This window comes from Lonsdalea quercina (genome assembly GCF_900107885.1).
Classification (GTDB): Bacteria; Pseudomonadota; Gammaproteobacteria; order Enterobacterales; family Enterobacteriaceae; genus Lonsdalea; species Lonsdalea quercina.
In genome coordinates, this window is the sequence record NZ_FNQS01000002.1 from 319,074 (window position 1) to 342,268 (window position 23,195).

Below are 23,195 nucleotides of genomic sequence, written 5' to 3' on the forward strand. Positions count from 1 at the left end.
TCTGTTGCTATTTACCGCCTGCATGGTTCTATAATCCAGAGCCAGTTTATAAAATTTGAGGGATCCAATTTGCGCTCGCTACTTACAGACCTGCTGTTGCAGGGGTTGGAAAACCAGCAGGATGGGACGTTGAATAAACGGCTGAATGACGCGATTCGGCTGGCCATCCTGGAAGGCGCTATCGCTCCCGGCTGCCGCCTGCCCTCATCTCGGGATTTGGCGCAGCAACTGTCGCTGTCGCGCAATACGGTGATTGCCGCCTACGAACAGCTGTTGGCCGAGGGCTATATCGAAACGCGCACCGGCAGCGGAACTTACGTTACCGAGCAACTGCCGCCCGTCGCCGTTCCCCCGCTGCGGGACAATAGCGATGGCGCTGTGCGGCCCTCGGTGCAAGAGCTTTCGCGTCGCGGAATGAACCTGCTCGGTTATACCGGCGCGTCGGCGCGTCAGTGGGGGGCGTTCATGCCGGGGATCCCGGATATCACCTGTTTTCCTCACGATTTGTGGCGCAGGCTGCAAACGCGCATCACCCGTCGCATGAAGCCGGAGCAGCTTTCGTACTCGCCGAAAGGCGGCAGCCCCGAACTTCAAGAGGCGCTAGTCGACTATCTGCGCGTCGCACGTTCGGTGGAGTGCCGCCCAGAGCAAATACTCATCACGGAGGGAACGCATCAGGCGATGGATCTGCTGGCGAAAATGCTCTGCAATCCCGGGGATCTGGCCTGGTTGGAAGAGCCGTGCTACTGGGGGATGCGCAATGTACTGACTATCAACGGGCTGCGCATTGCGCCTGTCGATGTGGACGAGCAAGGCATGGTGCCACCTGAAACGATTTCGCCTCAGTCGATACCGCGCCTCATCTGCGTCACGCCATCGCATCAGTATCCGCTGGGTGCGGTGATGAGCCTGGCGCGTCGCCAGCGATTACTCGCCTTGGCGCAGGAGCACGGCAGCTGGGTTATCGAGGACGACTACGACAGCGAATTTCGCTTTTCCGGCAGCCCGATCCCGGCGCTGCGCGGCTTGAAGAATCAACCGCCGGTAATATATATCGGCACGTTCAGCAAAACGCTCTATCCGGGTCTGCGGGTGAGTTACATGGTGCTGCCGATGCATCTGGCGCGAGAGCTTAAAACCGGTCACGACGAGCTGTACCGCGGCGGTCACATGCTGACGCAGCTGACCCTCAGCCAGTTTCTGCGCGAGGGCCACTATGCCGCGCATATTCGCCGGATGCGCCTGCTGTACGGCCGCCGCCGGGCATTGCTTAGCGAGCTGATCGTAGAACATCTCGGCGAAGACTATCTGGGCTATAACAGCAACGCCGGTCTGCACCTGATTTTACGGCTGCCCGAGGCGACCGATGACGTGCTGCTCAGCAGCCGCATCATTCAGCGCGGCGTCATGGTGAAACCCCTTTCCAGCTACTATCTCCACCCTCGCCCCCAGCGCGGTCTGCTGCTGGGGTACGCTTGCGTCAAGGAGGAAAATATGGCGCGGGCGTTCTCCGTGATCGTGAGCTGTTTGAAGGAGATGCGGACCCGTGCCAAGCCGGCTTAACGAGGCACGCGAAGGCACTATTTTGGTGCCTTATTCCCTGAATGCGTTCACCATTATGAGGCATCGCCTCTGTTACCCTCGCGCTCGCCGTATCGAAAACTGTTCAACCTGCCCAGTCATACTGTTGTTAACAGCGGCAAACCACTCACGTCATTTTCCTCGCGGCGACCTTGAGATATCCGTCCTGCCCACGGCCTAACGCGCAGGTCATCCCGGCGACACTCCCACGTTGCCACCCGCAATTTTTCAAGCAGGCATGATTTATGCATCTATCGTTGAATACAGACACAGTGAGAGAGTGCCTTAATGAAAAACTTTGTCAGCTTCAAAAATATTCAAAAAACCTACGATGGCGATCGTCTGGTCGTCAAGAACCTGAATCTGGATATCCAGGAAGGCGAATTTCTGACGATGCTTGGCCCGTCCGGCTCGGGTAAAACCACCAGTTTGATGATGCTGGCCGGGTTCGAAACCCCGACGCAGGGAGAGATACTGCTGCGCGATACCCCGTTGCATAATCAGCCTGCGCACCAACGCGGCATCGGCATGGTATTTCAAAATTACGCCCTGTTTCCGCATATGACCGTAGCGGAAAACCTGGCCTTTCCCCTCTCTATCCGCCGCCTGAATCGCAGTGACATCAAAGAGAAGGTCGACCGCGTTCTGGACCGCGTCAAATTGACCACGCTGGCCGACCGCTATCCGGCGCAGATGTCCGGCGGACAACAGCAGCGCGTGGCGCTGGCGCGCGCGTTGGTGTTTGAGCCGCGTTTAGTGCTGATGGATGAACCGCTAGGGGCGCTCGATAAACAGCTGCGTGAACATATGCAATTGGAGATTAAAGAGCTGCATCGCGCATTGGAGCTGACGGTGGTTTATGTGACTCACGATCAGAGCGAAGCGATGACGATGTCCGACCGGGTGGCGGTATTTAATGACGGCATCATCCAGCAGATGGACAGCCCCAACGATATCTACGAACGTCCGCAAAATGCGTTCGTGGCGCAGTTTATCGGCGAGAACAACACGCTGATCGGCACGCAGTCAGGCAGCGATGGCGACTATTACAACGTGACGCTGGGTGATGGCACCGTGTTGAAAGCGCTGAAGGTCCGCCCCAGCTCTCCCGGCAAAACGGTTTCGCTGTGTATCCGTCCGGAAAGGGTCAAAATCAACGCCGAACATCTACAACCCGGCGCGCAGCAGGTGAATGCGCGTATCAGTCAGTTTATCTATCTGGGCGATCACGTACGGATGATGACCGACGTCGCGGGGCAATCTCAATTTATGGTGAAACTACCGGCGAGCGATGTGGATCCGTCCTGGAAGGTCGGCACGGGGGTAAAACTGTCCTGGATGCCAGAAAATCTGCGCGCATTGGATGTGATCACGACACATTGATTTCCGCCAGCGACACCTCGAAAACTCACTTGAGTTAAGGCAGTCAGGCTGGCGTGGCTCTTTTTCTCGCCAGTCCGACGCGACATTTGTGGACGTGTCCCCATCAATCATGTTGCTCATGCTGTCTCGCCAGCCGGGTGAGCACTCCGCCGCCTTACCATCATCCTCCGGGCATAAAAAAGGGCGGCTTACGCCGCCCACATGAGGGTATGAAACCTGGATTACATCGCGGCCGCAAAGATAGATACGATGTCAGCGTGCGTACCTTGTCTTGGGTTGGTCAGGCTGCAGGCATCCTTCAGGGCGTTGTCGGCGAGCGTGTTGAAGTCTTCTTCTTTTACGCCCAGTTCTTTCAAACCGGTTGGAATGCCAATGTCGTTGGACAGCCTGACGATAGCGGCAATCGCCGCCTCGGCCGCCTCGGCGTCGCTTAAGGTAGCCACGTCAACGCCCAGAGCTTTCGCCACATCTTTCAGGCGAGCGGCGGCAACAGCGGCGTTATAGCGCACAACGTGCGGCAGCAGGACGGCGTTGCAGACGCCGTGCGGCAGGTTGTAGAAACCGCCCAACTGGTGAGCCATCGCATGCACATAACCCAGAGACGCGTTGTTGAAGGCCATCCCCGCCATAAACTGCGCGTACGCCATTTGTTCACGCGCTTCCATATTTTTACCGTCGTGTACCGCATTGCTCAAATGGTCGCGAATCAGCTCAATCGCTTTGATCGCGACGGCATCCGTGATGGGATCTGCGGCGGTTGATACGTAAGCTTCGATCGCATGCGTTAATGCATCCATACCTGTTGCCGCCGTTAATGACGCCGGCATACCGACCATCAATGCCGGATCGTTAATAGACATGAGAGGAGTGACGTTCTGATCGACGATAGCCATTTTCACGTGGCGAACTTCATCAGTGATGATGCAGAAGCGCGTCATTTCAGATGCCGTCCCCGCCGTCGTGTTGATGCCGAACAGCGCCAGCTGCGGACAATGTGATTGATCAACCCCTTCGTAATCTGCAATCTGGCCACCGTTGGTCGCCAGCAACGCAATCCCTTTCGCACAGTCATGTGACGAGCCGCCGCCCAAGGAAACAATGCAGTCACAGTCGTTGGACTTCAGCAAGTTCAGTCCTTCATCCACGTTTTTGACCGTCGGATTAGGTTGCACGCCATCATAAACAGCACTGAAAACCTGATGTTCACTCAGCAAGGCCTGCACCGTGGCGACCACGCCGATTTTGTTCAATACGCTATCAGTCACAATCAGCGCGCGCTTGAAGCCCTGCGCCTGAATCTGCCGTGCCGCTTCCTGTAAAGATCCTTCGCCCATCAGGTTTACTGCCGGAATATAAAATGCGCTACTCATTTTTTTCACCATATCCATTGATTTTAAATGTTAACTGGCTGCAATCCTACCACCGAGGTATGCGGGTTAAATTGATTTAAAACAACTTAAACGGACGGGTTATATCGCAATTGAGCAGAACACCCCTTAAAAACATCAATGATTTACGTGATTATGTTAATGAAATGATAAACATTTTCGAATCACAAGGGATATCGAAAAAAGTCAGAATGCCGCCGAGAACCGTTAGCTGGCGCGGGGTGAAGGATACCTTATAGCTTAAATAATTATTTTAATAAAAATAAATATTAAATTTAAGTAACAAAACAAAATAAGGGTGGCGACAGGGATATAAAAGAGAAATATATGGATGACGGAAAGCAGGAAAGCAGGAAAGCAGGAAAGCAGGAAAGCAGGAAAGCAGGAAAGCAGGAAAGCAGGAAAGCAGGAAAGCAGGAAAGCAGGAAAGCAGATTTTTTCACGTCCGCACCCCATCGGATGCGGACTGGGAGCGCTAAAAGCTAACTGCGAATTTTACGATAGATCCAAAGCACCACCAGAGAACCAATAACGGCCACGATAAAACTGCCAAAGTTGAAACCGTCTACGCGGCCATAGCCGAAGAAGGTACTGATATACCCGCCAACAACCGCACCAATGACGCCCAACAGAACCGTCATGAAGAAACCGCCGCCATCATTCCCCGGCATGATCCACTTGGCGAGGATACCCGCGATCAAACCGAAGATAACCCATGAAAGAATGCCCATACCTACCTCATCTAGTTAGTGACTGAACTGTTTGCCCATTATATGGCTCGCAGCTTAATGGTTTATCAACCATCGCAATTCGAAACCGAGGTTAAGTATAGTCAAAATTCCACGTTACATCTCTCACTGAATTCGACTGCTTGTTTGTTGACCTCTCGCTGTTTTTAACTAACTTCGCGTCCCTGTAACAGGCGGAGAACGTCGTATCGCATCACAAAAAAACGACTAGACCGGAATGCCTTTTTATTAGTTAATAGCTTTCTCACGGTTAGGCGCCATTCATCTGCGATAACCCTTTAGCTATAACGTCTCAACTACGGTGACGGGGATGCTTAGCGTTGTATCCAAAGCATTTATCACCCGATTCCTAGATATATTTCCGCGTTTTTTTCCTAAACTGAGATAATTGTACTGTTTAAACCCTGGCAGCCACGCATACGGAGGATAGAGATGAAAGTCAGTAGAGAGAGGTTTATCGGACTTGAATGGCTCCGTTTCCTGCTGGGATGTTACGTCATGGTCTACCATACGCTGCACGTTTATCCTCAGCGGTTCAACATCCCGTTTCTGGATGAATTGACCAGTATGGGGTTCTTTGCGACGAGCACTTTCTTCGTGTTGTCCGGGTTCTTGCTCGCCCACGTGTATATCCGGGACGGTCAGCTACGTGAACCAGCCCGACGATTTATGGCCAAGCGTCTGTTCAATCTCTACCCCATTCACATCATTGGCCTGGTCAGCTCGATCCTGGTCGTCATGTTGATGCAATGGCTGGCAATACCGCCGGAAGGCCAGGTCGCCAGCGCGCGGTTCGTGATATATGACAGTAATCAACCTGGCGTCGACCCGGCCACGCTGCGTCACTATATGGATAACGTCCAGCTCACGTTCAACAGCCTGCTGCAACTGTTGTTGCTACAGGCGTGGAACCCTTATTTTCTGACCTTTAACGCGCCATTGTGGTCGCTATCCACCCTGTTCTTCTTCTATCTGCTGTTTCCGCTGCTGGCGCCCCGGCTGATGAATAGCCGCTATCCGCGCCGTTGGCTGGCGTTCATCTTCGTACTCTATCTGGTGCCCGCGGTATGGGTGGTCTGGCACAAACTGTACGGCATGCCGTATACCGGTCTGTTGCAACGCGGTCCCATTTTCCGGCTGCCCGAGTTTCTGGCGGGGATTCTCGGTTATGCGATTTTCCGACAGTACAAAGACGGCGTCGTCCCTGCGCTGACAGCGCGTCAGCGCAGAGGGCTGGTGGCCTTTATTGTGGTCTGTTTCATCATCGCCACCGCTCTATTTACCCGTGGAAGAGCGCACTGGTACTTCCTGCTGCACAACGGTCTTTTACTGCCTTCGCAGGTCCTGCTAGTCTGTCTGTCGGCGCAAGCCCGCGACCCCAGCAGCGAGATGATCAGGAAATGGTCCCCGCGACTGGGCGCCGCGTCGTTGTCTATCTTTGCGCTGCATGTGCCATTATTTAATCTTTACCGCACGCTTGAGCAGTTGGTCCGGGCCAATCCCATGACCTGCTTCACCAATTGGTCTCAGTGCGTTGTTACGGCGGGTCAAGTACAGCTTTCAATGACCGGTTACGGCATTTTCCTATTAACGACGGTCGCGCTGTGCGTCATATTTCAGGAACAGGTGGTAGTGCGGATACGTAACGCGCTGACGGACCGCTTTCTGAGCCGCCGACTCACAGAGTCGAGCAGCGCAGCTTGATCTTTTCGCCGTGGGAAGCGCGAGTTTCCCACACGGTTATACCGGTAAATCGTTAATGACCTCGGTTATAACGATTTACATTCTAATCGATACTCACTTATGCCTAGAGACACGACTCGTTTCCTGTTAATGTTTGCGGCACCGGTATCAACCGGTGTTCTAACGGCCGAGCGTCTCAAGGACGTCTTTCCACATCAGTCACCCTTTGTTTATCTCACAACATGACATATTCCAAATTTGCACTATCCACTCTCGGCCTTTACGTCGGCCTGAGTGTCGCAGGTGTTTCCACCAGCTACGCCGCCGATACCCTCTGGCTGACCAATGGTGACAAAGTCACTGGACAAATTACCCTGCTGGACAGCGGCAAGCTGTTCATCAAAACGGACTATGCCGATACGCTGTCCGTTTCCTGGGATAAGGTTAAAACCTTTCAGACAGACCACGCGATGGTTATTCAGGGACATCGTTATGAAGAAGGTGTGCTCTACCCGGCCATCAAACCAGCGGAAACCCGCGGGATTGTGGTTCAGAAGCCTCTGAGCGACGGCGGCGTTCAGGCTGGAACGTCGAACGAAGGCACGCTTGCGCTAAGTGACATCAACTCTATGATCGTCCCTAAGCCGCTGGTGCAGGACCTCTCCTGGAAAGGCAACATCGATGCCAGCCTGTCGCATAAGAAAAGCTCGACGACGACCAACAATCACGATGTGGTGTTAAGCACTAAACTTCTGCACGGCACATGGCGTCATAACCTGGACGCTGGCTATCATATGGCCGAAGAAGACGACGTAGACAGCACCAAGAACGTCGGGGGTGAATATGCGCTGGATAAATTCATCGACGAAAATTGGTTCTGGCAGGGCCGCTACCAATACAAACGCGACTGGGTGGAAGAGATCAAAATCAGCCGCTCAATCGGTACCGGTCCGGGTTATCAGTTCTGGGATAATGATTTGGGCGCCTTCTCCATGACCGCATTGGTAAGCAGCCAGCAGTTCGTCTATCAGGAAGAAGGCCAGGACGACTTCTTCGCTGGGGCTTTGAAATGGGACTACAGCCGTTACTTCTCCGGGAAAAAAACACAGCTCTTCACCACGGGCGAAGTCGGACGTTCCTTCGATGAAACGACCAAACTGTACTTCAAAGCCGGGGCGGGACTGCGTTATAAGCTTACCAACTGGTCTTCCGTGAGCATGCAGGTGGCTCGTAACCGCACGCAAAGCGTACAGGGCAATGTCAACGACACCCTGTACTCGCTAGGTCTGGGTGTCGGCTGGTAATTCCGAGCGTGCTGCTGCATCGGTAGGCCCCCTTCTGCTACGGGCATAAAAAACCATCGGCCTCGCGGTCGATGGTTTTTTTTGCGGCTCTCTCACCGCCGTTGCACCGCCGCATGTATACGCCGGGCAGCGTGGTCGCTCTACTTGGAGATATCGTCGTAATACAACATGGAGTTGGCCAGACTTTGTTTGACGTCCTTCAGATTGTCGCGCACCGCCACGAGACGCATGCCCTGAAGCATCACCACGAACGGGGAACGCTCGCGAATCTCCTGCTGTAACGTTTGGTACAACGCTTGCCGTTTCTCACGATCGCGCTCGGCCGCCGCCGCCTGCGTCTGCCGGCTTAGCTCCGGAATATCCCAACCCACGCGCCACGCCAGCGTTTTCGGGCCGTTTGGCACGTTATAGGCAAAGGTGCTGGCATTCGTATTCGGGTCTATGTAGTCCGGCCCCCAGTAAACAAAAATCGACTGGAAATTGCGCGAGCGCATTTTCGTCCATAACTCGCTTTCCACCACCGGCTGCACGTCGATATGAATGTCGGCTTGGGCAAAACTCGCCTGTAGCGCCTGCGCAATATCCGTGTACGGCGGCTGATTGATCACGGTGAGCGCGAAACGAGTGCCCGATTTGATACCGGCATCGCTGAGGATTTTCTTCGCTTTATCGACGTCCAGCTTAAAGGGTTGCGCTTTCGCCGCGCCATCAAACCCTTCCGGCAGGAAGTTCTGATGCACGATGAATTGACCGTTAAGCAGGTTTTTCGAGATCCCTTCATAATCCACCAGCCAGCGTGCCGCCTGCCAAAAGGCAGGGTTACCCAGCGTCGGCGCCTGTTTATCTTGCGTATTGAAGCCGAGATAGTAGATTTTGCCGCCCGGCGAGGTGCTGATCCTGACGCCCGGCTGATTCGCCAGTGCGCTGAACTGATCCGCGCCCAAATCATACGCCACATCGGCATCGCCCTGAATCAACAGCAGACGACGCGCGCCCGGATCGGCCACATCCTTTAAAATGACCTGCTTGAGCTTCGGCTGTTTCACCCCGTGCGTGTTGGCAGTCAGCACCAGCGCCTGCTGCGGAATATAGTTGCGGAGCTGATAGGCGCCGCTCCCCGCGGAGTGATTTTTCAACCAGCCGCTGCCAAAATCATCGTTGACGCTATGGCTGGACACCACTTTGCTGTCGACGACGGACGCCACGCCGGAGGACAGCAGCCGGAGCGCCAGGTCGCTGCCGATATCCGCCGGCCAGCGGACCTCCAGTTGATGGTCATCCCGCTTTTTAAACTGCGCATCCACGTTTTCCGGTTTCCAGCCCAGCTCGTTTAAAATAAACGCCGGCGTTTTGTTCAGCTTCACCGCCCGAGTGAACGAGTAAATCACGTCGTCTGCCAATACCGGATTGCCGGAGGCAAAAGTGGCTTTCGGATCCAGCGTGAAGATCAGACTTCGCCCGTCCGCGCCGACCTGCCAGGATGTTGCCAGGTCGGGGTTGAGCTGAGTCGGGTTAACGCGATCGCTTTTCACCAGCGCCTGATACAGTGCATCCAGCGAACTGGTGCTGACCGTTTCAAAACTCTCTGCAGGATCCAGGCTGATAATACCGTTGAGGGAAATCGCCACCACCAGCGTATTCGGCGGTGTCGCCGCTCGCAGCAACGGACTGGCAAGCAAAACCGTCGCCAGGATAACGGGAAGCCACTTTTTCATATTGTCTCCATGGCACAAGTTCAATGTTGGATAGAGTCTAGAGAAAACACCGGTTATTGCGCTATTGGCATTAAACGCTTTGATATAACCGTTGATGATAATCACGTCAGACCGTCAGCAGACGCCCTTGCGACATAGCCGCCGCCCGGTCGCACAGATGGTCGATCACGTTGCCGTCGTGACTGACCAATATCAGGGTCAGGTCGCCCGCCGATTTCAGTTCGTTCAGCAGGTTGAGAATTTCGGCCTGCACCGACATATCCAGCGCGGATGTCGGCTCATCCAGCAGCAACAGCTCCGGCTCAAGCAGCAGCGCCCGGATGATCGCCACCCGCTGACGCTGGCCGCCGGAAAGCTGATGCGGATAGCGATCCAGCAGCGTCAGCGGCAAATCGACGCGCTGAAAAGCGCGTTCAATCCGTCCGTCGATATCCGTTTCCTTGAGCAGTTTTAGCGGCTCGGACAGCGTACGCCTCAGGCGATGGCGAGGATGCAGAGAAGCAAACGGATCCTGAAAGACCATCTGTACCCGACGGCGCAGTTCTCCCGTAAAGGCATGGAGCGGTTTCACGAGCTGACCCAGCAATGTCATCTCGCCCTGCCAGTTCAGATTCAGGCCCGCCAGCGCCCACAGCAACGACGATTTGCCGCAACCGGACGGGCCGACCAGCCCAAAACATTCGCCGCGGGAAATGGTCAGATCGACCTCGTGAACGACCTGATTAACGTGTCCCCCTTGCGGGTGAGACACGCTTAAATGACGCAGAACCACAGCATCACGACTCATGACAACGACTCCAGCAACGCGCGATCCAAGACGGGCAGCACCTGCCCCCGAGTGTGTTTACCCGGCTGACAGTTCCACAATGTTCGGGTATACGGGTGGGTGGCCTGCGGTAAATCCTCCGCCTGCAAGGCATCCATCAATCGCCCTTTGTACATCACCAGCACGCGTTCGCAGTGACGCGCCACCTGAGGTAAATCATGGCTGATCAACAACAGTCCCATATTGCGTTCGTCAACCAGCCGGTCGATCAGCGCCAGCACCTGATCGCGTCGCTCGTGGTCGAGGGCGGACGTCGGCTCATCGGCGATCAGTAGCGCCGGTTCAGTGATCAGCGCAATAGCCAGCATGACGCGCTGCCCCATTCCGCCGGAAAGCTGATGTGGGTACTGATGATACAACCGTTTCGGTTCCGCCAACCCGACGGCGTTGAGCATGTCCAATACCTTTTCGCGTCGTTCGCGCGCCGGGAGCGAGGTATGCAGTTTCAGCGGCTCTTCCACCTGCCAGCCGACCTGACGCATCGGGTTCAGCGCATGTTTCGGATCCTGCAATACCATCGACACCCGGTCGCCGCGCCATTGACGCCATTGGCTTTCGCTCAACGAGGCCAGCGACTGGCCGTTCATCACGACATCGCCGCTGCGAATTCGGCATGCGTGAGGCAGCAATCCCATCAAGGCTTTGGCCGTCAGGGATTTGCCGGAGCCTGATTCGCCGACCAGCGCGACGCGCTCCCGGCCCAGACGAAACGATAAGGGATGCACCAACAGCGTGTCGGGGTCATCCGCCAATCCAATGGACAGCTGGTTGACGTCCAGCAACGGGGGATTACTGTTTTTCATGTCGCGGGTCCAATTTATCGCGCAGGCCGTCGCCCAGCAGATTAAACGTCAGGCTGGCGAACAAAATTGCGCCGCCCGGCGCAGCCGCCACCCACCATTGGTCAAAAATGACCTTGCTCCCTTCCGCGACCATGGAGCCCCATTCGGCGGTCGGCGGCTGTACGCCCATCCCCAGGAAGCCCAGTCCGGCGGCGGCCAGGATAATGCCGCCCAGACTCAGCGCGGCACGCACCACCGCGCCCGGCAAGCAGAGCGGCAAGATATGCCCGCTCATCAGCCGCAGGCCGGTAATGCCCTGCATTCGGGCGGCGGCCAAATAGTCGCTGCGCCGAAGCGCCAGCGTCTCTGCTCGGGCCTGACGGGCGAACTGAGGCCAACTGGTCAGCGCCAAAGCCAGCGCTCCGTTAACCAGTCCCGGTCCAAGCACCGCCACCATCGCCAGCGCGATCACCAGCCCCGGCAGAGAAAGGACGATATCGGTCAGCCGCATGAGCACTTTCTCGCTCCAGCCGCCGAGATAGCCCGCGCTGATCCCCACCAGCAGCCCGACCGGCACGGTCAGAACCAGGATCAGCGAGACCAGCAGTAACGTCGGCCGTGCGCCATACAGCACCCGTGATAGCAGATCCCGACCGAAACCATCCGTGCCCAGCCAGTGTTCGGGCGAAGGCGGCAGCAGGCGCTGGGTGATGGACTGCGCATTCGGGTCAAACGGCGCCAGCCACGGAGCAAGCAGCGCGATCCCGATTAACAGGACCAGGAGAACGCCGCCGATATTCAGACTGTTGGCGGCAGGCCAGAGAGTTCGTCGGGCGCGCGGCTGCGAGCGCAGTCCCTTAAAGCGTGTCAATCGCATCATCGTGTCCGAGGGTCGGTCAGGTAAATCAGCGCATCGGCCAGCGCGTTCATCAGGACAAAGCACAGGCCAATAAGGAGAGTGGAGCCTAAAATGGCGGGAATGTCCGCGCCAAACAGCGCCGTCGTCAGATAGCGCCCCACGCCAGGCCATGAGAAGACCGTTTCGGTCAGCACCGCGCCTTCAAGCAGGCTGGCATAAGACAGCATCAGCACGGTGACCATGACGCCGCGAATATTGGGCAGGACGTGGCAGAGCAAGATCCGCAGTTGTCCGGCGCCCTTGGCGCGAGCCAGCAAAACATACTCTTTATGGCATTCATCCAGCATGGCCGCGCGCAGCAGCCGGGTGATGCCCGCCATGGACAGCAGGCCGAGCACGCTGGCGGGTAGCCACAGATGCCGAACGGCGTTACGGAACATCTCCGGATCGCCGCTGAGCCAGGTATCGATCAGGACGAATCCCGTACGCGGCTCCATCGTGTATTGGTAGATGTCGTCCAATCGTCCCGGTCCGCCGGCCCAATGCAAGACCGCATAAAATAGCAGCAGACTCAGCAGTCCCAGCCAGAAAATGGGGACGGAGTAACCGACCAGAGAGAACATCCGCACCGCATTGTCCAGTAGGCTGCCGGGCTTCAGCACCGACAGCAGCGCCAGCGTCACGCCAAAGACGAATCCGATGATAATGGCGCAGGTCGCCAGCTCCAGCGTCGCAGGGAACGCCCGCGTCAAATCATCGAAAACAGGCTGAGAGGTGCTGCGGGAGATCCCGAGATCGCCGTGAGCCAGCGCCGCCAGATAATGCCAGAACTGTACCCAGAGCGGTTGGTCCAACCCCAACTGCTGTCGGACTTGCAGGTAGGTTGCCTCGCTGGCGCGGTCGCCGGCTATTTGCAGCGCCGGGTCGATAGGCGCCAGATGAGTGAGTAAAAAAGTGAATAGCAGAAGCCCCAGCAGCGTGACGGCCAGCGCCAAGACACGGCTTAGCCCCCTTCCCATTCGTTGCCACCCGGCCTGGAGGTGTTCATGAATTGTCCGCACTGCCTAATCCCTCATTGCCGAGCAAAAAATAAGGTCCGGAGTGTAGGCGAGATGACAAAAGCGTATGAAATTATATTCAGCAATATCAATATAACTATAAATTATATAACGGTGTGGGGAAGATTATTCGCGGACGGGTGCCGCGTTCAATAGTTCTCTCACCCGCAGCGCCAGCGCGATCAGATTATCGTCCGGCATACCATAATGCTGGAGTTCACGCTCCAAGGAGAAAAGGTATTGTGCGTTAGTGCCCAGCGGACCTCGGGCGCGGGCGATGAGCGGCGCCACACTCTGGATACAGGTGTCCTGTTCCAATAATGGGTGGTCAGGATTGATGACGAAAACCAGCGCGGTGAGGTGGCCACCTTCGGCACATTCCAGCTCACACCACAGTGGGCGATAGCAGCCGGTCAGCATCTCTCGTTTCCACAGCAGTTCAAGCTCTTCACGCACGCGTTCTTCCGGTAAACGATAGGCCAGACCGGTCGTTTCACCGCCCGGCTTGAGTCCAAGCATTCTGCCGGGTTGTGCGATAGTGCCCCGCCCTGCGGTCAAACGTAAGCAGAACGCGCGCTGCCACCCTTTCAGCGTGGCGAGACAACTTTCTGTCGCGTCAAATGCCGGGTTCCACATGAGCGAACCGTAGCCAAAAATCCACACGCCCTCATGGTCGGGGCGACAGGATAAAGTGGTTTCCAGAGAGTCTGCTCGCTGCTGCGGGGTAAGCAATAAATGTTCTTCGATGTGGCCGAACGACGTCCGGCAATCGGCTTTCCGTAAAAAATCACGCGTTAACACAAGTTTTTTTCCTTACCCCTTACACGCTGTCCTGCCGAATGGCGTCACCCGGCTATTCTGAACGATCATGAACCGTACAATCAACGCGCACGTTGTTTATTTTGCCGCCGCGCCGGAAACGTTCACCTGGCTGACCAAGGTAGTTAACATCATGAAGCATAATGGTAATTTTCTATTTTCTTGTTTGTGGAAACGACCATCATGTTCTTAGGCGGAATCGCCCTCGTGTCGTCCCTAGAGTGAAGTCAGTATGCCCTGCCGCCTGCGGTTAAAAACGAAAACTTAATGGAATCCGCTTCTTACGCTCTTTTTCATCGGTTGGTTTGGAAACATCACCATAATATGCCCAAAAATCGCTCACGAGAAGTGATTAAATAGTGACTAATTGTAGCAATTTCGTTTATTATTAGAGAGATAAAAGTAAAAACATAAAAATAATATATTCAGATATCTTTTTGCAGAAAACGCATAGCTAGAGTCACATTTTCAGGCTTTTAGTGGCGCTTGGTGTTTGGCATGGCGATTATTCGATTACGACGTTATACGTTATTTCTATCAGCAAGCTCGCTACACGAACTAAGGAACCTTCAAGCATGACCTCATCCGCCGAAACGGTGAAAACCCGTCACCACGAATATACGCTCGTCCTTCCTATCCTGACTCTACTGGTGCTGGTCATGTGGGGCGATACCGCCAGTCTGGGGGCGATCATCGCCATCAACGCCCTGGCGCTGGTCGGGATCCTTTCCAGCGCCTTCAGCGTGGTACGTCACGCCGACGTGCTGGCTCACCGTCTGGGAGAACCTTTTGGATCGCTGATCCTCAGCCTGTCCGTCGTCATTCTGGAAGTCAGTCTGATCTCCGCTCTGATGGCGAGCGGCGATGCCGGCCCGCATTTAATGCGCGATACGCTCTACTCCATCATCATGATTGTCACCGGGGGCCTGGTGGGATTCGCCCTGATCCTGGGCGGACGTAAATTCGCCACGCAGTACGTTAATCTGGGCGGCATCAAACAGTATCTGATGGCGATTATTCCTTTGGCCGTACTGGTATTGGTCTTTCCCGCCGCGCTACCGGCAGGTAACTTTTCCGTCTCGCAGTCACTGATCATCGCGTTGATCTCGGCGGTGATGTACGGCGTCTTCCTGAAGATCCAAACCCGTACTCACCAAAGTTTGTTCGTCTATGAACATGAAGATGAGAGCGACGGCGAAGGGGACAGTCATCACGGCAAACCGTCGGCCCATAGCTCGCTCTGGCATGCGGTATGGCTGTTGGTTCATCTGATTGCCGTCATTAGCGTCACCAAAATGGATTCCAAGCTCTTGGAAACGCTGCTTGAACGCATGAACGCGCCGTCCCAGTTCACCGGTTTCCTCGTCGCGCTGTTGATTTTGTCGCCGGAAGGCCTGGGCGCCATCAAAGCCGTCCTGCAAAATCAGGTTCAGCGGGCGATGAATCTGTTTTTTGGCTCCGTGCTGGCGACCATCTCACTGACTGTTCCTGCCGTCACGCTGATTGCGATGATCACGGGCAACACGCTGAACTTCGCGCTGGATATGCCGCACATCGTCGTGATGGTGACGGTATTAGTCCTGTGTCACATCTCCTTTTCCACCGGCCGCACCAATGTCCTGAACGGAAGTGCGCATTTGGCGATGTTTGCCGCCTACATCATGACCATCATGCTGTGATCCCATTCTGAAAGAGCATCGTGGCAAGATGCGGTGCCCTTTCTCTTCCATTTTAAGCTTCCTCACTGCGGTTTCCCTCGCTTCTCTCTGAACAAACGACCTGCGCGCTTAACGGATATTCATGAACCTCTAGCCCTTAGGGCATTGGCTCGGACGATAAGCCTTTTTTCAAACGTTCTACTCATTACCTTTGGTGCATGTTTAACGGTTCCAGCAGGACCTAAAAGGTAATACATAATGCTTTTCTATTGATTTACATCTGGATCTTCGCAGAACAATGAGCGTATCGTAATGCTTTAACCCGCGACGGGCCTCCTGCCGACCCGCCATCTGTTTTCATTTTGTTGGTCCTAGTCTTAGATGAAATCATACCTATTCAACGGCATTAAACCGTTTAGCGCGTTTATTGACGCCTGCTGGCGGGAAAAATACACGTTTAAACGTTTTTCCCAAGACTTTATCGCCGGTATCACTGTCGGCATTATTGCTATTCCTCTGGCGATGGCGTTGGCGATTGCCAGCGGCGTTCCCCCCCAATTTGGTCTGTATACGGCCGCTGTCGCCGGCCTAATCACCGCGTTATGCGGCGGTTCGCGTTATAGCGTATCTGGCCCCACGGCGGCGTTCGTCGTCATTCTTTATCCAGTTTCCCAGCAATACGGGCTATCCGGCCTGTTGATCGCGACGTTGCTCTCCGGGGTCTTCCTCCTCGTGCTCGGACTCTGTCGCATGGGCAGGTTAATCGAATATATACCGGTCTCGGTCACGCTGGGATTCACCTCCGGTATCGCTATCACCATCGCCACCATGCAGGTCAAAGACTTCTTCGGCCTGACCATTCCGACAATGCCGGAGCATTACGTCGGCAAAGTGATGGCGCTGGGCGGCGCGCTGCCGTCTATGCATTTGGGCGACACGCTGATTGGCATTGTCACGCTGGCCGTGCTGGTGATATGGCCCAAGCTCGGCATTCGCCTGCCCGGTCATCTGCCCGCGCTATTGGCGGGGACGCTGGTGATGGGGCTGCTGTCATTGATGGATATCCACGTCGCCACTATTGGCTCCCGTTTCAGCTACCTGCTGGCTGACGGCACGTCGGGACACGGTATTCCGCCGATCCTGCCTCAGTTCGTCCTGCCGTGGAATATGCCGGGGAGCGACGGTAGCGTTATGCCCCTGAGTTGGAGCACCGTTTCCGACCTGCTGCCCGCCGCCTTCTCCATGGCTATCCTCGGCGCCATCGAGTCCCTGCTTTGCGCTGTCGTACTCGACGGTATGACCGGCCGTAAACATAACTCCAATACCGAGCTGATTGGTCAGGGTATCGGCAACATCGTCACGCCGTTCTTTGGAGGCATCACCGCGACGGCCGCGATCGCCCGTTCCGCCGCTAACGTACGCGCCGGCGCCACATCGCCGATTTCCGCCGTGGTGCATGCGCTGCTGGTGATCCTCGCGCTGCTGGTGCTGGCGCCCTGGCTATCTTATCTGCCGCTGGCGGCGATGGCCTCTCTGCTGCTGCTGGTCGCCTGGAATATGAGCGAGGCGCGCAAGGTCATCGACCTGATGCGTCACGCGCCGAAAGACGACATTATTGTGATGGTGCTTTGTCTGGCCCTGACGGTCCTGTTCGATATGGTGATTGCGATTACGGTCGGCATCGTTCTCGCGTCTATCCTGTTCATGCGTCGGATAGCGAAAATGACGCGCCTGAGCGAACTGCCCTCTACCGTGCAGGGGCAGCGTTTAGTCATTCGCGTCAACGGTCCGCTGTTCTTTGCCGCCGCTGAACGTATCTTCGGGGAATTGCTGCTCCACAGCGAAGAATACCAGACCATCATCCTGCAATGGGATGCCGTGCCGGTACTGGATGCGGGCGGACTGAACGCGCTCTTACGCTTCAGCGAACTGCTGCCGCCCGAAAAACGGCTGGTGATTACCGACATCCCGTTCCAACCGTTGAAGACGTTGGCCCGCGCCAATGTGGTGCCCATAGAAAACCGACTGGCGTTCTATCCCACGCTGGAGCAGGCGCTTGAAGCGACGCCGCTTCCGCTAACCGCCTGATCGCCGTCTTCCATTTACCGGCCAACCCTAGCGCTGGCCGGTTTCTTCGCCGTCCCCCCGCTATCGCGCACTCATTCTGAATACCCTTTTTCTGCTCGCCTGCCTCCGTTTGGCCGACAGCTTTTAACACCCGCTTACGCTTCACACATGGTTACAAAAGGTGACGCGCGCTATGCTGTAGCCGAATCAAAAAAAGAGTTCGACGGTATGTATAAGATTGTTTTTGTTGAAGACGATCCCGAAGTGGGAAAACTGATTGCCGCCTATCTGGGCAAACACGATATTGAGGTGCACATCGAGCCGCGCGGGGACACCGCATCAGCGGTGATCGAGCAAAATAAACCCGACCTGGTTTTGCTGGATATCATGCTGCCGGGCAAAGACGGGATGACGCTGTGCCGCGAGCTGCGCCCTTGTTTCTCAGGCCCCATCGTGCTGCTGACCTCGCTGGACAGCGACATGAACCATATTCTCGCATTGGAAATGGGCGCAGACGATTACATTCTGAAAACGACTCCGCCCGCCGTGCTGTTGGCGCGGCTGCGTCTGCACTTTCGGCAGTATGCCACCCCGCCCCAGCCGACGCTGGAAACCAGCGCGACAGTACAGGTACACAAGTCGCTAAACTTCGGTCTGCTGTGTATCGATCCGGTGAACCGTCAGGTTCTGCTGGCCGGCGAGGACATTACCCTGTCGACGGCTGATTTCGACCTGCTATGGCAGCTAGCCACCCACGCCGGACAAATCATGGATCGCGACGCACTGCTCAAAAACCTGCGCGGCGTCAGCTATGACGGCATGGATCGCAGCATCGATGTGGCCATCTCCCGCCTGCGCAAAAAACTGTACGATACGGCGCCGGAGGCGGTGCGCATCAAAACCATCCGTAACAAAGGTTATCTGTTCGCCCCTAACGCCTGGGAGACCCTCGCGCCATGAAAAAACTGTTCATTCAGTTCTTTCTCCTGCTGTTCGCCAGCTTTCTGGTGATGACCCTGCTGGTCGGGTTGGTCTACAAGGCCACGGCCGAGCGCGCGGGACGTCAATCAATGGACGATCTGATGAAAAGCTCGCTCTATCTGATCCGCAACGAACTGCGCACCCTGCCGCCGCGCGAGTGGCACAAAACCATCAGCCAGCTGGATCTCAACCTGTCGTTCAAAATGCACATTGAGCCGATAAATAAATACAAGCTCAGCAACAAAGCGCAGCAGCGCCTGACGCAGGGCGAAATTATCGCGCTGGACGACGAATACACCTTCATACAGCGCATTCCCCGCAGTCACTATGTGCTGGCGGTCGGCCCGATCCCTTATCTGTTTTTCCTACACGAAATGCGGATGCTGAACCTGCTGATGCTGGTTATCATCGGGCTTTCTCTTGCGCTGCCGGTCTTTTTATGGATACGGCCGCACTGGAAAGCGATGTTGCAATTGGAAACCGCGGCGCAGCGGCTCGGCGACGGTCATCTGGAGGAGCGCACCCACTTCGACAATACCTCCAGCCTGTTTCGTCTCGGCGTAGCGTTCAACCTAATGGCGGACAACCTCAATCAGCTAATCGCCAGCAAAAAACAGCTTATCGACAATATCGCGCATGAACTCCGCACGCCGCTGGTGCGCCTGCGTTACCGTCTCGCGATGAGCGAAAACCTGTCGGAAGACGAGCAAGAGGCGATTAATCGGGATATTGGCCAGTTAGAGTCTCTTATCGACGAGCTGCTGACCTACGCACGGCTGGACCGCCCTCAGGTAACGTTGCATCTCGAAGAGATCGATCTGCCCGCGTGGTTGGAGCAGCGGATAGCAGACTTTCGGCTGGTCCATGCCGACAAGAGACTGGAACTGAACGCGCCCCGCCATCAGCGCTTCGGCTATGTGGACCTGCGTCTGATGGAGCGCGTGCTGAATAATCTGGTCAATAACGCACTGCGCTTCTGCCAACAAAGCATTCGCGTGGGGCTGACGCTCGATCGCGGCGTCGCCTGTCTGCAGATAGAGGATGACGGACCCGGCATTGCGCCGCAGGACCGGGAGAGCATCTTCGAGCCGTTTGTGCGCCTGGAGGCGGGCATACAGAACAGCAGCGGCGGCTGTGGGCTGGGGCTGGCGATCGTCCACGCGATCGTCCGCGCCTATGGCGGCACCATTCGCGCGGAGTCCAGCCCATTGGGCGGCGCCAAAATGACGTTTCTCTGGCCTATCGTCACCAGCGCGGCGGCGGCGGATAAGCTGGCGGCTAACGTTGTACAAACCGTTACACGCGGAAACCAAACACTCACAGACCGTTAGCGCATCATTCCCTATGCTCCTTACATCGGCCCAACACTGGGGTTCGAACGTAAACGGACAATGAGGAATTGATGATGAATAAAGTATTAGTGATGATCGCTGGCGCAACACTGGGTCTGTCCTCTGTAGCTTTTGCTGCCGACACCACCACCGCGCCTGCTGCAAACGCACCGACTACAACGACCACCACCACTCAGACCAAAGCCGATCACGCCAAAAAACACGTGAAAAAACAGGCAAAGAAAGCAACCGAGCAGAAAGCTCAGGCGACGAAAAAAGCGGCTAAGAAAAAAGCGGTAGCACCGGCTCAGAAAGCGCAGGCCGCCAAGAAAAAACACGCGAAAAAACCGGCTGCACAGAAAGCTCAGGCCGCTAAAAAACACGTGAAGAAAGCCAAAAAAGCCGTCACAACGCCGGCAGCCTAAGTCATAGGTCACACCACAGTACCTGACTCAATCCCCGCGCGAGCGGGGATCTATTTTGAAACAACGGTCTGAGATAAAAATAGATTCCTGAGCGAGCGGTTTTATCATGTTGAGTCAAAGGCACGTTTATCAACCGTCCGGCACCCCATCCAACGGGCGTCGATTTCATGGAGCCAGGATGATGTTACGTCGTTACTCCTTTGAAATTGTATTATCGCTTCTGCTCCTCGGCGCGTTGATCATCATGCTGTTTTTTCTCTGACGTTCGATCACTCGATAGCGTTTTCGACACCACGATAGCGCGTTCAACCCCCGCCCATCCGCCAACGCCGAAAACACCGTCGCCCCGCTCAGCTCTGAATTTTTGTACGTCGTTTCCATAATCGGGGAACTTGACCATACTGTTAACAGAAAATTTTTTGTTAAAGGCGAATTATTTCATGCGCATATCGGCCTGGCTGCTCTGTTCTTTCACCTTGTTGTCGACGGGCGTCAACGCCACCCCGCCGAAAGACGTCTTGCAGCAGCAACGCATTTTGTTCTTCCACCATGATGACCGCGACATCGTAGCGGATACCGCGCTTTGGCCGTGGCAGGCCATTGGTCAGGTAGAGACCGCCAGCGGCAATCTCTGCACGGCGACGCTGATCTCGCCGCATCTTGCGCTCACCGCCGGACACTGCGTACTGGCGCCTCCCGGCGTGGCTGACAAACCGGTGGCGCTGCGTTTTCACGCCACGCCGTCGGGATGGAAATATGAAACGCACAAGCTGGAAGCGATGGTCAATAAGCTGTTGGCTAAACAGCTCAAGGCAGACGGCGACGGTTGGATCGTCCCCCCTTCGGCGGCGCCGTTGGACTATGCGTTGATCAGGTTGGAAAAAACGCCGCCGGGCATTGCGCCACTGCCGCTGTGGCAAGGGTCCGCACAGGATCTCAAATCGGCGTTAAAACAGGCTGGCCGCAAAGTGACACAGGCCGGGTATCCCGAAGATCATCCCGATACGCTGTACCGGCATCATGACTGCCTTGTCACCGGTTGGAAAAATCAGGCGGTGTTGACGCACCGCTGCGATACGCTGCCTGGCGACAGCGGTTCGCCGCTGATGCTGAAAACGGGCGATAGCTGGGCGTTGGTGGCAATTCAGAGTTCGGCGCCGGACGCCAGCGAACGGGACCGGGCGGATAATCAGGCTGTCGCCGTTACGGCCATCCGTCAATCGCTGGATGTGTTATCCCAGCGCCCGGCACCGTGATCATTTCGGCGGCAGCTGGGGCTGGATGTCAGCCACCTCATGGTGAAGCACCAGAGGATCGGAGATCGAACCGAACTGTTCGTCGTCAGGGTACGTGACGGCCAACGGATAATCTTCGCCCGCAAACTGCCGTATCGCAGACAGGTCGTTCCAGTAGGTCGCCAGAAAAAGTGCTCACAGGCTCCCTGACGCCGCTGCTGCACTTCTGTCCCGCAGTTGCCGGGAATGCCTCGCGCATGATCGATGCCGGTGCGCTGCAAATGGCGGGCAAAGCCCCGCGCATGTTCGATGGGAACGCAGCCGTGCCAGGTTCTGACGATCATGGAGTAACGCCCGTATTGATTGACAAGTTATGCACGAAAAGTGCATTTACAACATTCAAATCAGCGTCAGTCGCAACAAATGACAACCCGCTCTACGTTGCATAATTCACCATCATTTATTACACCTAGATCACCTTCCGCCATTATGCGAGCTGCTCATGACCCTGATAGAACACCCCGACGATCTGCGTGCGCTTCAACAGGCCGTCACGCTGCTGGAAGCCCCGGCGCTGACGCTGCAAATCGCCGATGTGATTGGAAAGCCGTTGACCTGGAGCCTCGCGAGGCTGCCGCAGAGTCTGCAACGCAAGATCCAACAGAGCGTCCGGGCCGCGCTGCACAAAGCGGTTGATACCGCGCTCTATACGCTGGAGGATAATCCGCACCACGCCCCCTCACAGGGACTGCACCGGGTCGCCGCCGCCGCAACCGGCGCGGTCTCAGGATTCTTTGGGATGACCGGACTGCTGGTGGAACTGCCCATCAGCACAGCAATTATGATGCGCGCGGTGGCGGATATCGCCCGTAGCGAAGGGTTTTCGCTCGCGGACGAAGAAGTAAAAAGCGCCTGTGTGGAAGTCTTTGCGTTAGGCGGGCGAGACAAGACGCTGGACCCAACGGACTCGGGCTACTACGCGTCGCGGGCCATTCTGTCCGATATCACTCGCCATGCGTCGCGCGAGCTTATGGCAATGGTCAGCAAGAAAGGGTCGACGCGCACAGTGAGTTCACGCCACGCGGCGTCGATTCTGGCGAAGGTGATTGACGCGGTCGCCGCCCGGTTTGGCGTGACGCTGACGCAAAAAATGGCGGCGCAGATCATACCGGTGATTGGCGCCGCCAGCGGCGCCACGATCAATACTCTCTTCACCCAGCATTATCAAAACATGGCCAAAGGGCACTTCACGGTCAAACGTCTTGAATTGAAGTATGGCGAAGAGGAGATCAAAACGGCCTATCAGGGCATCAAAAATCGGACGCTAAGCCTGCCTGACGCTTAGCGTCCC

19 protein-coding genes and 1 pseudogene are annotated in these 23,195 nt (G+C 55.9%); 11 read left to right on the forward strand and 9 right to left on the reverse strand.

Translation table 11 applies throughout. The annotated features are described in order from the left end of the window. Positions 1-69: 69 nt before the first annotated feature. Both pdxR and BLU64_RS04345 read left to right on the forward strand, forming a co-directional pair. A complete protein-coding gene (pdxR, locus tag BLU64_RS04340) occupies positions 70-1,563 on the forward strand; it encodes a MocR-like pyridoxine biosynthesis transcription factor PdxR (RefSeq protein WP_074727985.1) in 1,494 nt (497 codons plus the stop codon). A 306-nt stretch (positions 1,564-1,869) separates the two neighbouring features. Beyond that, positions 1,870-2,964 (forward strand): ABC transporter ATP-binding protein, encoded by a 1,095-nt coding sequence (locus BLU64_RS04345; RefSeq protein ID WP_026742576.1) that lies wholly within the window; start codon positions 1,870-1,872, stop codon positions 2,962-2,964. 221 nt (positions 2,965-3,185) lie between these two features. Here the strand turns inward: BLU64_RS04345 and yiaY are convergent, their stop codons facing one another. Both yiaY and BLU64_RS04355 read right to left on the reverse strand, forming a co-directional pair. Continuing rightward, positions 3,186-4,334 carry an L-threonine dehydrogenase gene (gene yiaY, locus BLU64_RS04350; RefSeq protein WP_026742577.1) on the reverse strand — a complete coding sequence of 383 codons (1,149 nt, stop codon included), beginning with the start codon at positions 4,332-4,334 and terminating at the stop codon, positions 3,186-3,188. Positions 4,335-4,834: 500 nt separating this feature from the next. Further along, positions 4,835-5,083: a GlsB/YeaQ/YmgE family stress response membrane protein gene (locus tag BLU64_RS04355; protein ID WP_026742578.1), complete on the reverse strand. Its 249-nt coding sequence runs from the start codon at positions 5,081-5,083 to the stop codon at positions 4,835-4,837. Positions 5,084-5,533: 450 nt separating this feature from the next. Here BLU64_RS04355 and BLU64_RS04360 point away from each other — a divergent pair, with 450 nt between their 5' ends. After that, the gene (locus BLU64_RS04360; RefSeq protein WP_026742579.1) at positions 5,534-6,805 is read left to right on the forward strand and encodes an acyltransferase family protein; all 1,272 of its coding nucleotides are present in this window, start codon (positions 5,534-5,536) and stop codon (positions 6,803-6,805) included. A gap of 221 nt (positions 6,806-7,026) precedes the next feature. Beyond that, complete coding sequence (locus BLU64_RS04365) at positions 7,027-8,088, forward strand: DUF481 domain-containing protein (RefSeq protein WP_026742580.1); 1,062 nt, start codon at positions 7,027-7,029, stop codon at positions 8,086-8,088. A gap of 140 nt (positions 8,089-8,228) precedes the next feature. Here the strand turns inward: BLU64_RS04365 and BLU64_RS04370 are convergent, their stop codons facing one another. From BLU64_RS04370 to BLU64_RS04395, 6 genes are all read right to left on the reverse strand, one after another. Further along, complete coding sequence (locus BLU64_RS04370) at positions 8,229-9,803, reverse strand: ABC transporter substrate-binding protein (protein ID WP_026742581.1); 1,575 nt, start codon at positions 9,801-9,803, stop codon at positions 8,229-8,231. A 106-nt stretch (positions 9,804-9,909) separates the two neighbouring features. Continuing rightward, the gene (locus BLU64_RS04375) at positions 9,910-10,590 is read right to left on the reverse strand and encodes an ABC transporter ATP-binding protein (protein ID WP_026742582.1); all 681 of its coding nucleotides are present in this window, start codon (positions 10,588-10,590) and stop codon (positions 9,910-9,912) included. Beyond that, positions 10,587-11,432 (reverse strand): ABC transporter ATP-binding protein, encoded by an 846-nt coding sequence (locus BLU64_RS04380; RefSeq protein ID WP_026742583.1) that lies wholly within the window; start codon positions 11,430-11,432, stop codon positions 10,587-10,589. The genes BLU64_RS04375 and BLU64_RS04380 overlap by 4 nt, the downstream gene beginning before the upstream one ends. Beyond that, the gene (locus BLU64_RS04385) at positions 11,419-12,288 is read right to left on the reverse strand and encodes an ABC transporter permease (protein WP_175527795.1); all 870 of its coding nucleotides are present in this window, start codon (positions 12,286-12,288) and stop codon (positions 11,419-11,421) included. The genes BLU64_RS04380 and BLU64_RS04385 overlap by 14 nt, the downstream gene beginning before the upstream one ends. Next, on the reverse strand, positions 12,288-13,289 hold the full coding sequence (locus BLU64_RS04390) for an ABC transporter permease (RefSeq protein ID WP_051625493.1): 1,002 nt from the start codon (positions 13,287-13,289) through the stop codon (positions 12,288-12,290). Before BLU64_RS04390 ends, BLU64_RS04385 begins: the two co-directional genes overlap by 1 nt. 165 nt (positions 13,290-13,454) lie before the next feature. Further along, a complete protein-coding gene (locus BLU64_RS04395) occupies positions 13,455-14,129 on the reverse strand; it encodes a gamma-glutamylcyclotransferase (RefSeq protein ID WP_026742586.1) in 675 nt (224 codons plus the stop codon). Between the two features lie 593 nt (positions 14,130-14,722). On the opposite strand from BLU64_RS04395, the gene chaA reads away from it, so the two are divergent. From chaA to BLU64_RS04425, 6 genes are all read left to right on the forward strand, one after another. Further along, entirely contained in the window at positions 14,723-15,826 is a 1,104-nt protein-coding gene (chaA, locus tag BLU64_RS04400) for a sodium-potassium/proton antiporter ChaA (protein ID WP_026742587.1), read from the forward strand. Positions 15,827-16,186: 360 nt separating this feature from the next. Beyond that, positions 16,187-17,893: a C4-dicarboxylic acid transporter DauA gene (gene dauA / locus BLU64_RS04405; RefSeq protein ID WP_026742588.1), complete on the forward strand. Its 1,707-nt coding sequence runs from the start codon at positions 16,187-16,189 to the stop codon at positions 17,891-17,893. A gap of 207 nt (positions 17,894-18,100) precedes the next feature. Beyond that, complete coding sequence (rstA, locus tag BLU64_RS04410) at positions 18,101-18,832, forward strand: two-component system response regulator RstA (RefSeq protein ID WP_074727987.1); 732 nt, start codon at positions 18,101-18,103, stop codon at positions 18,830-18,832. Beyond that, positions 18,829-20,184, forward strand: a complete 1,356-nt coding sequence (gene rstB / locus BLU64_RS04415) for a two-component system sensor histidine kinase RstB (protein WP_074727989.1) — start codon at positions 18,829-18,831, stop codon at positions 20,182-20,184. Before rstA ends, rstB begins: the two co-directional genes overlap by 4 nt. 74 nt (positions 20,185-20,258) lie before the next feature. Further along, the gene (gene asr / locus BLU64_RS04420; RefSeq protein WP_026742591.1) at positions 20,259-20,609 is read left to right on the forward strand and encodes an acid resistance repetitive basic protein Asr; all 351 of its coding nucleotides are present in this window, start codon (positions 20,259-20,261) and stop codon (positions 20,607-20,609) included. 440 nt (positions 20,610-21,049) lie between these two features. Next, positions 21,050-21,865: a trypsin-like serine peptidase gene (locus BLU64_RS04425; protein WP_026742592.1), complete on the forward strand. Its 816-nt coding sequence runs from the start codon at positions 21,050-21,052 to the stop codon at positions 21,863-21,865. On the opposite strand, the pseudogene BLU64_RS04430 reads toward BLU64_RS04425, so the two are convergent. Then, a pseudogene (locus tag BLU64_RS04430) lies at positions 21,866-22,188 on the reverse strand (hypothetical protein). 158 nt (positions 22,189-22,346) lie between these two features. Here BLU64_RS04430 and BLU64_RS04435 point away from each other — a divergent pair. After that, positions 22,347-23,189: an EcsC family protein gene (locus BLU64_RS04435; protein ID WP_036152818.1), complete on the forward strand. Its 843-nt coding sequence runs from the start codon at positions 22,347-22,349 to the stop codon at positions 23,187-23,189. Positions 23,190-23,195 lie beyond the last annotated feature (6 nt).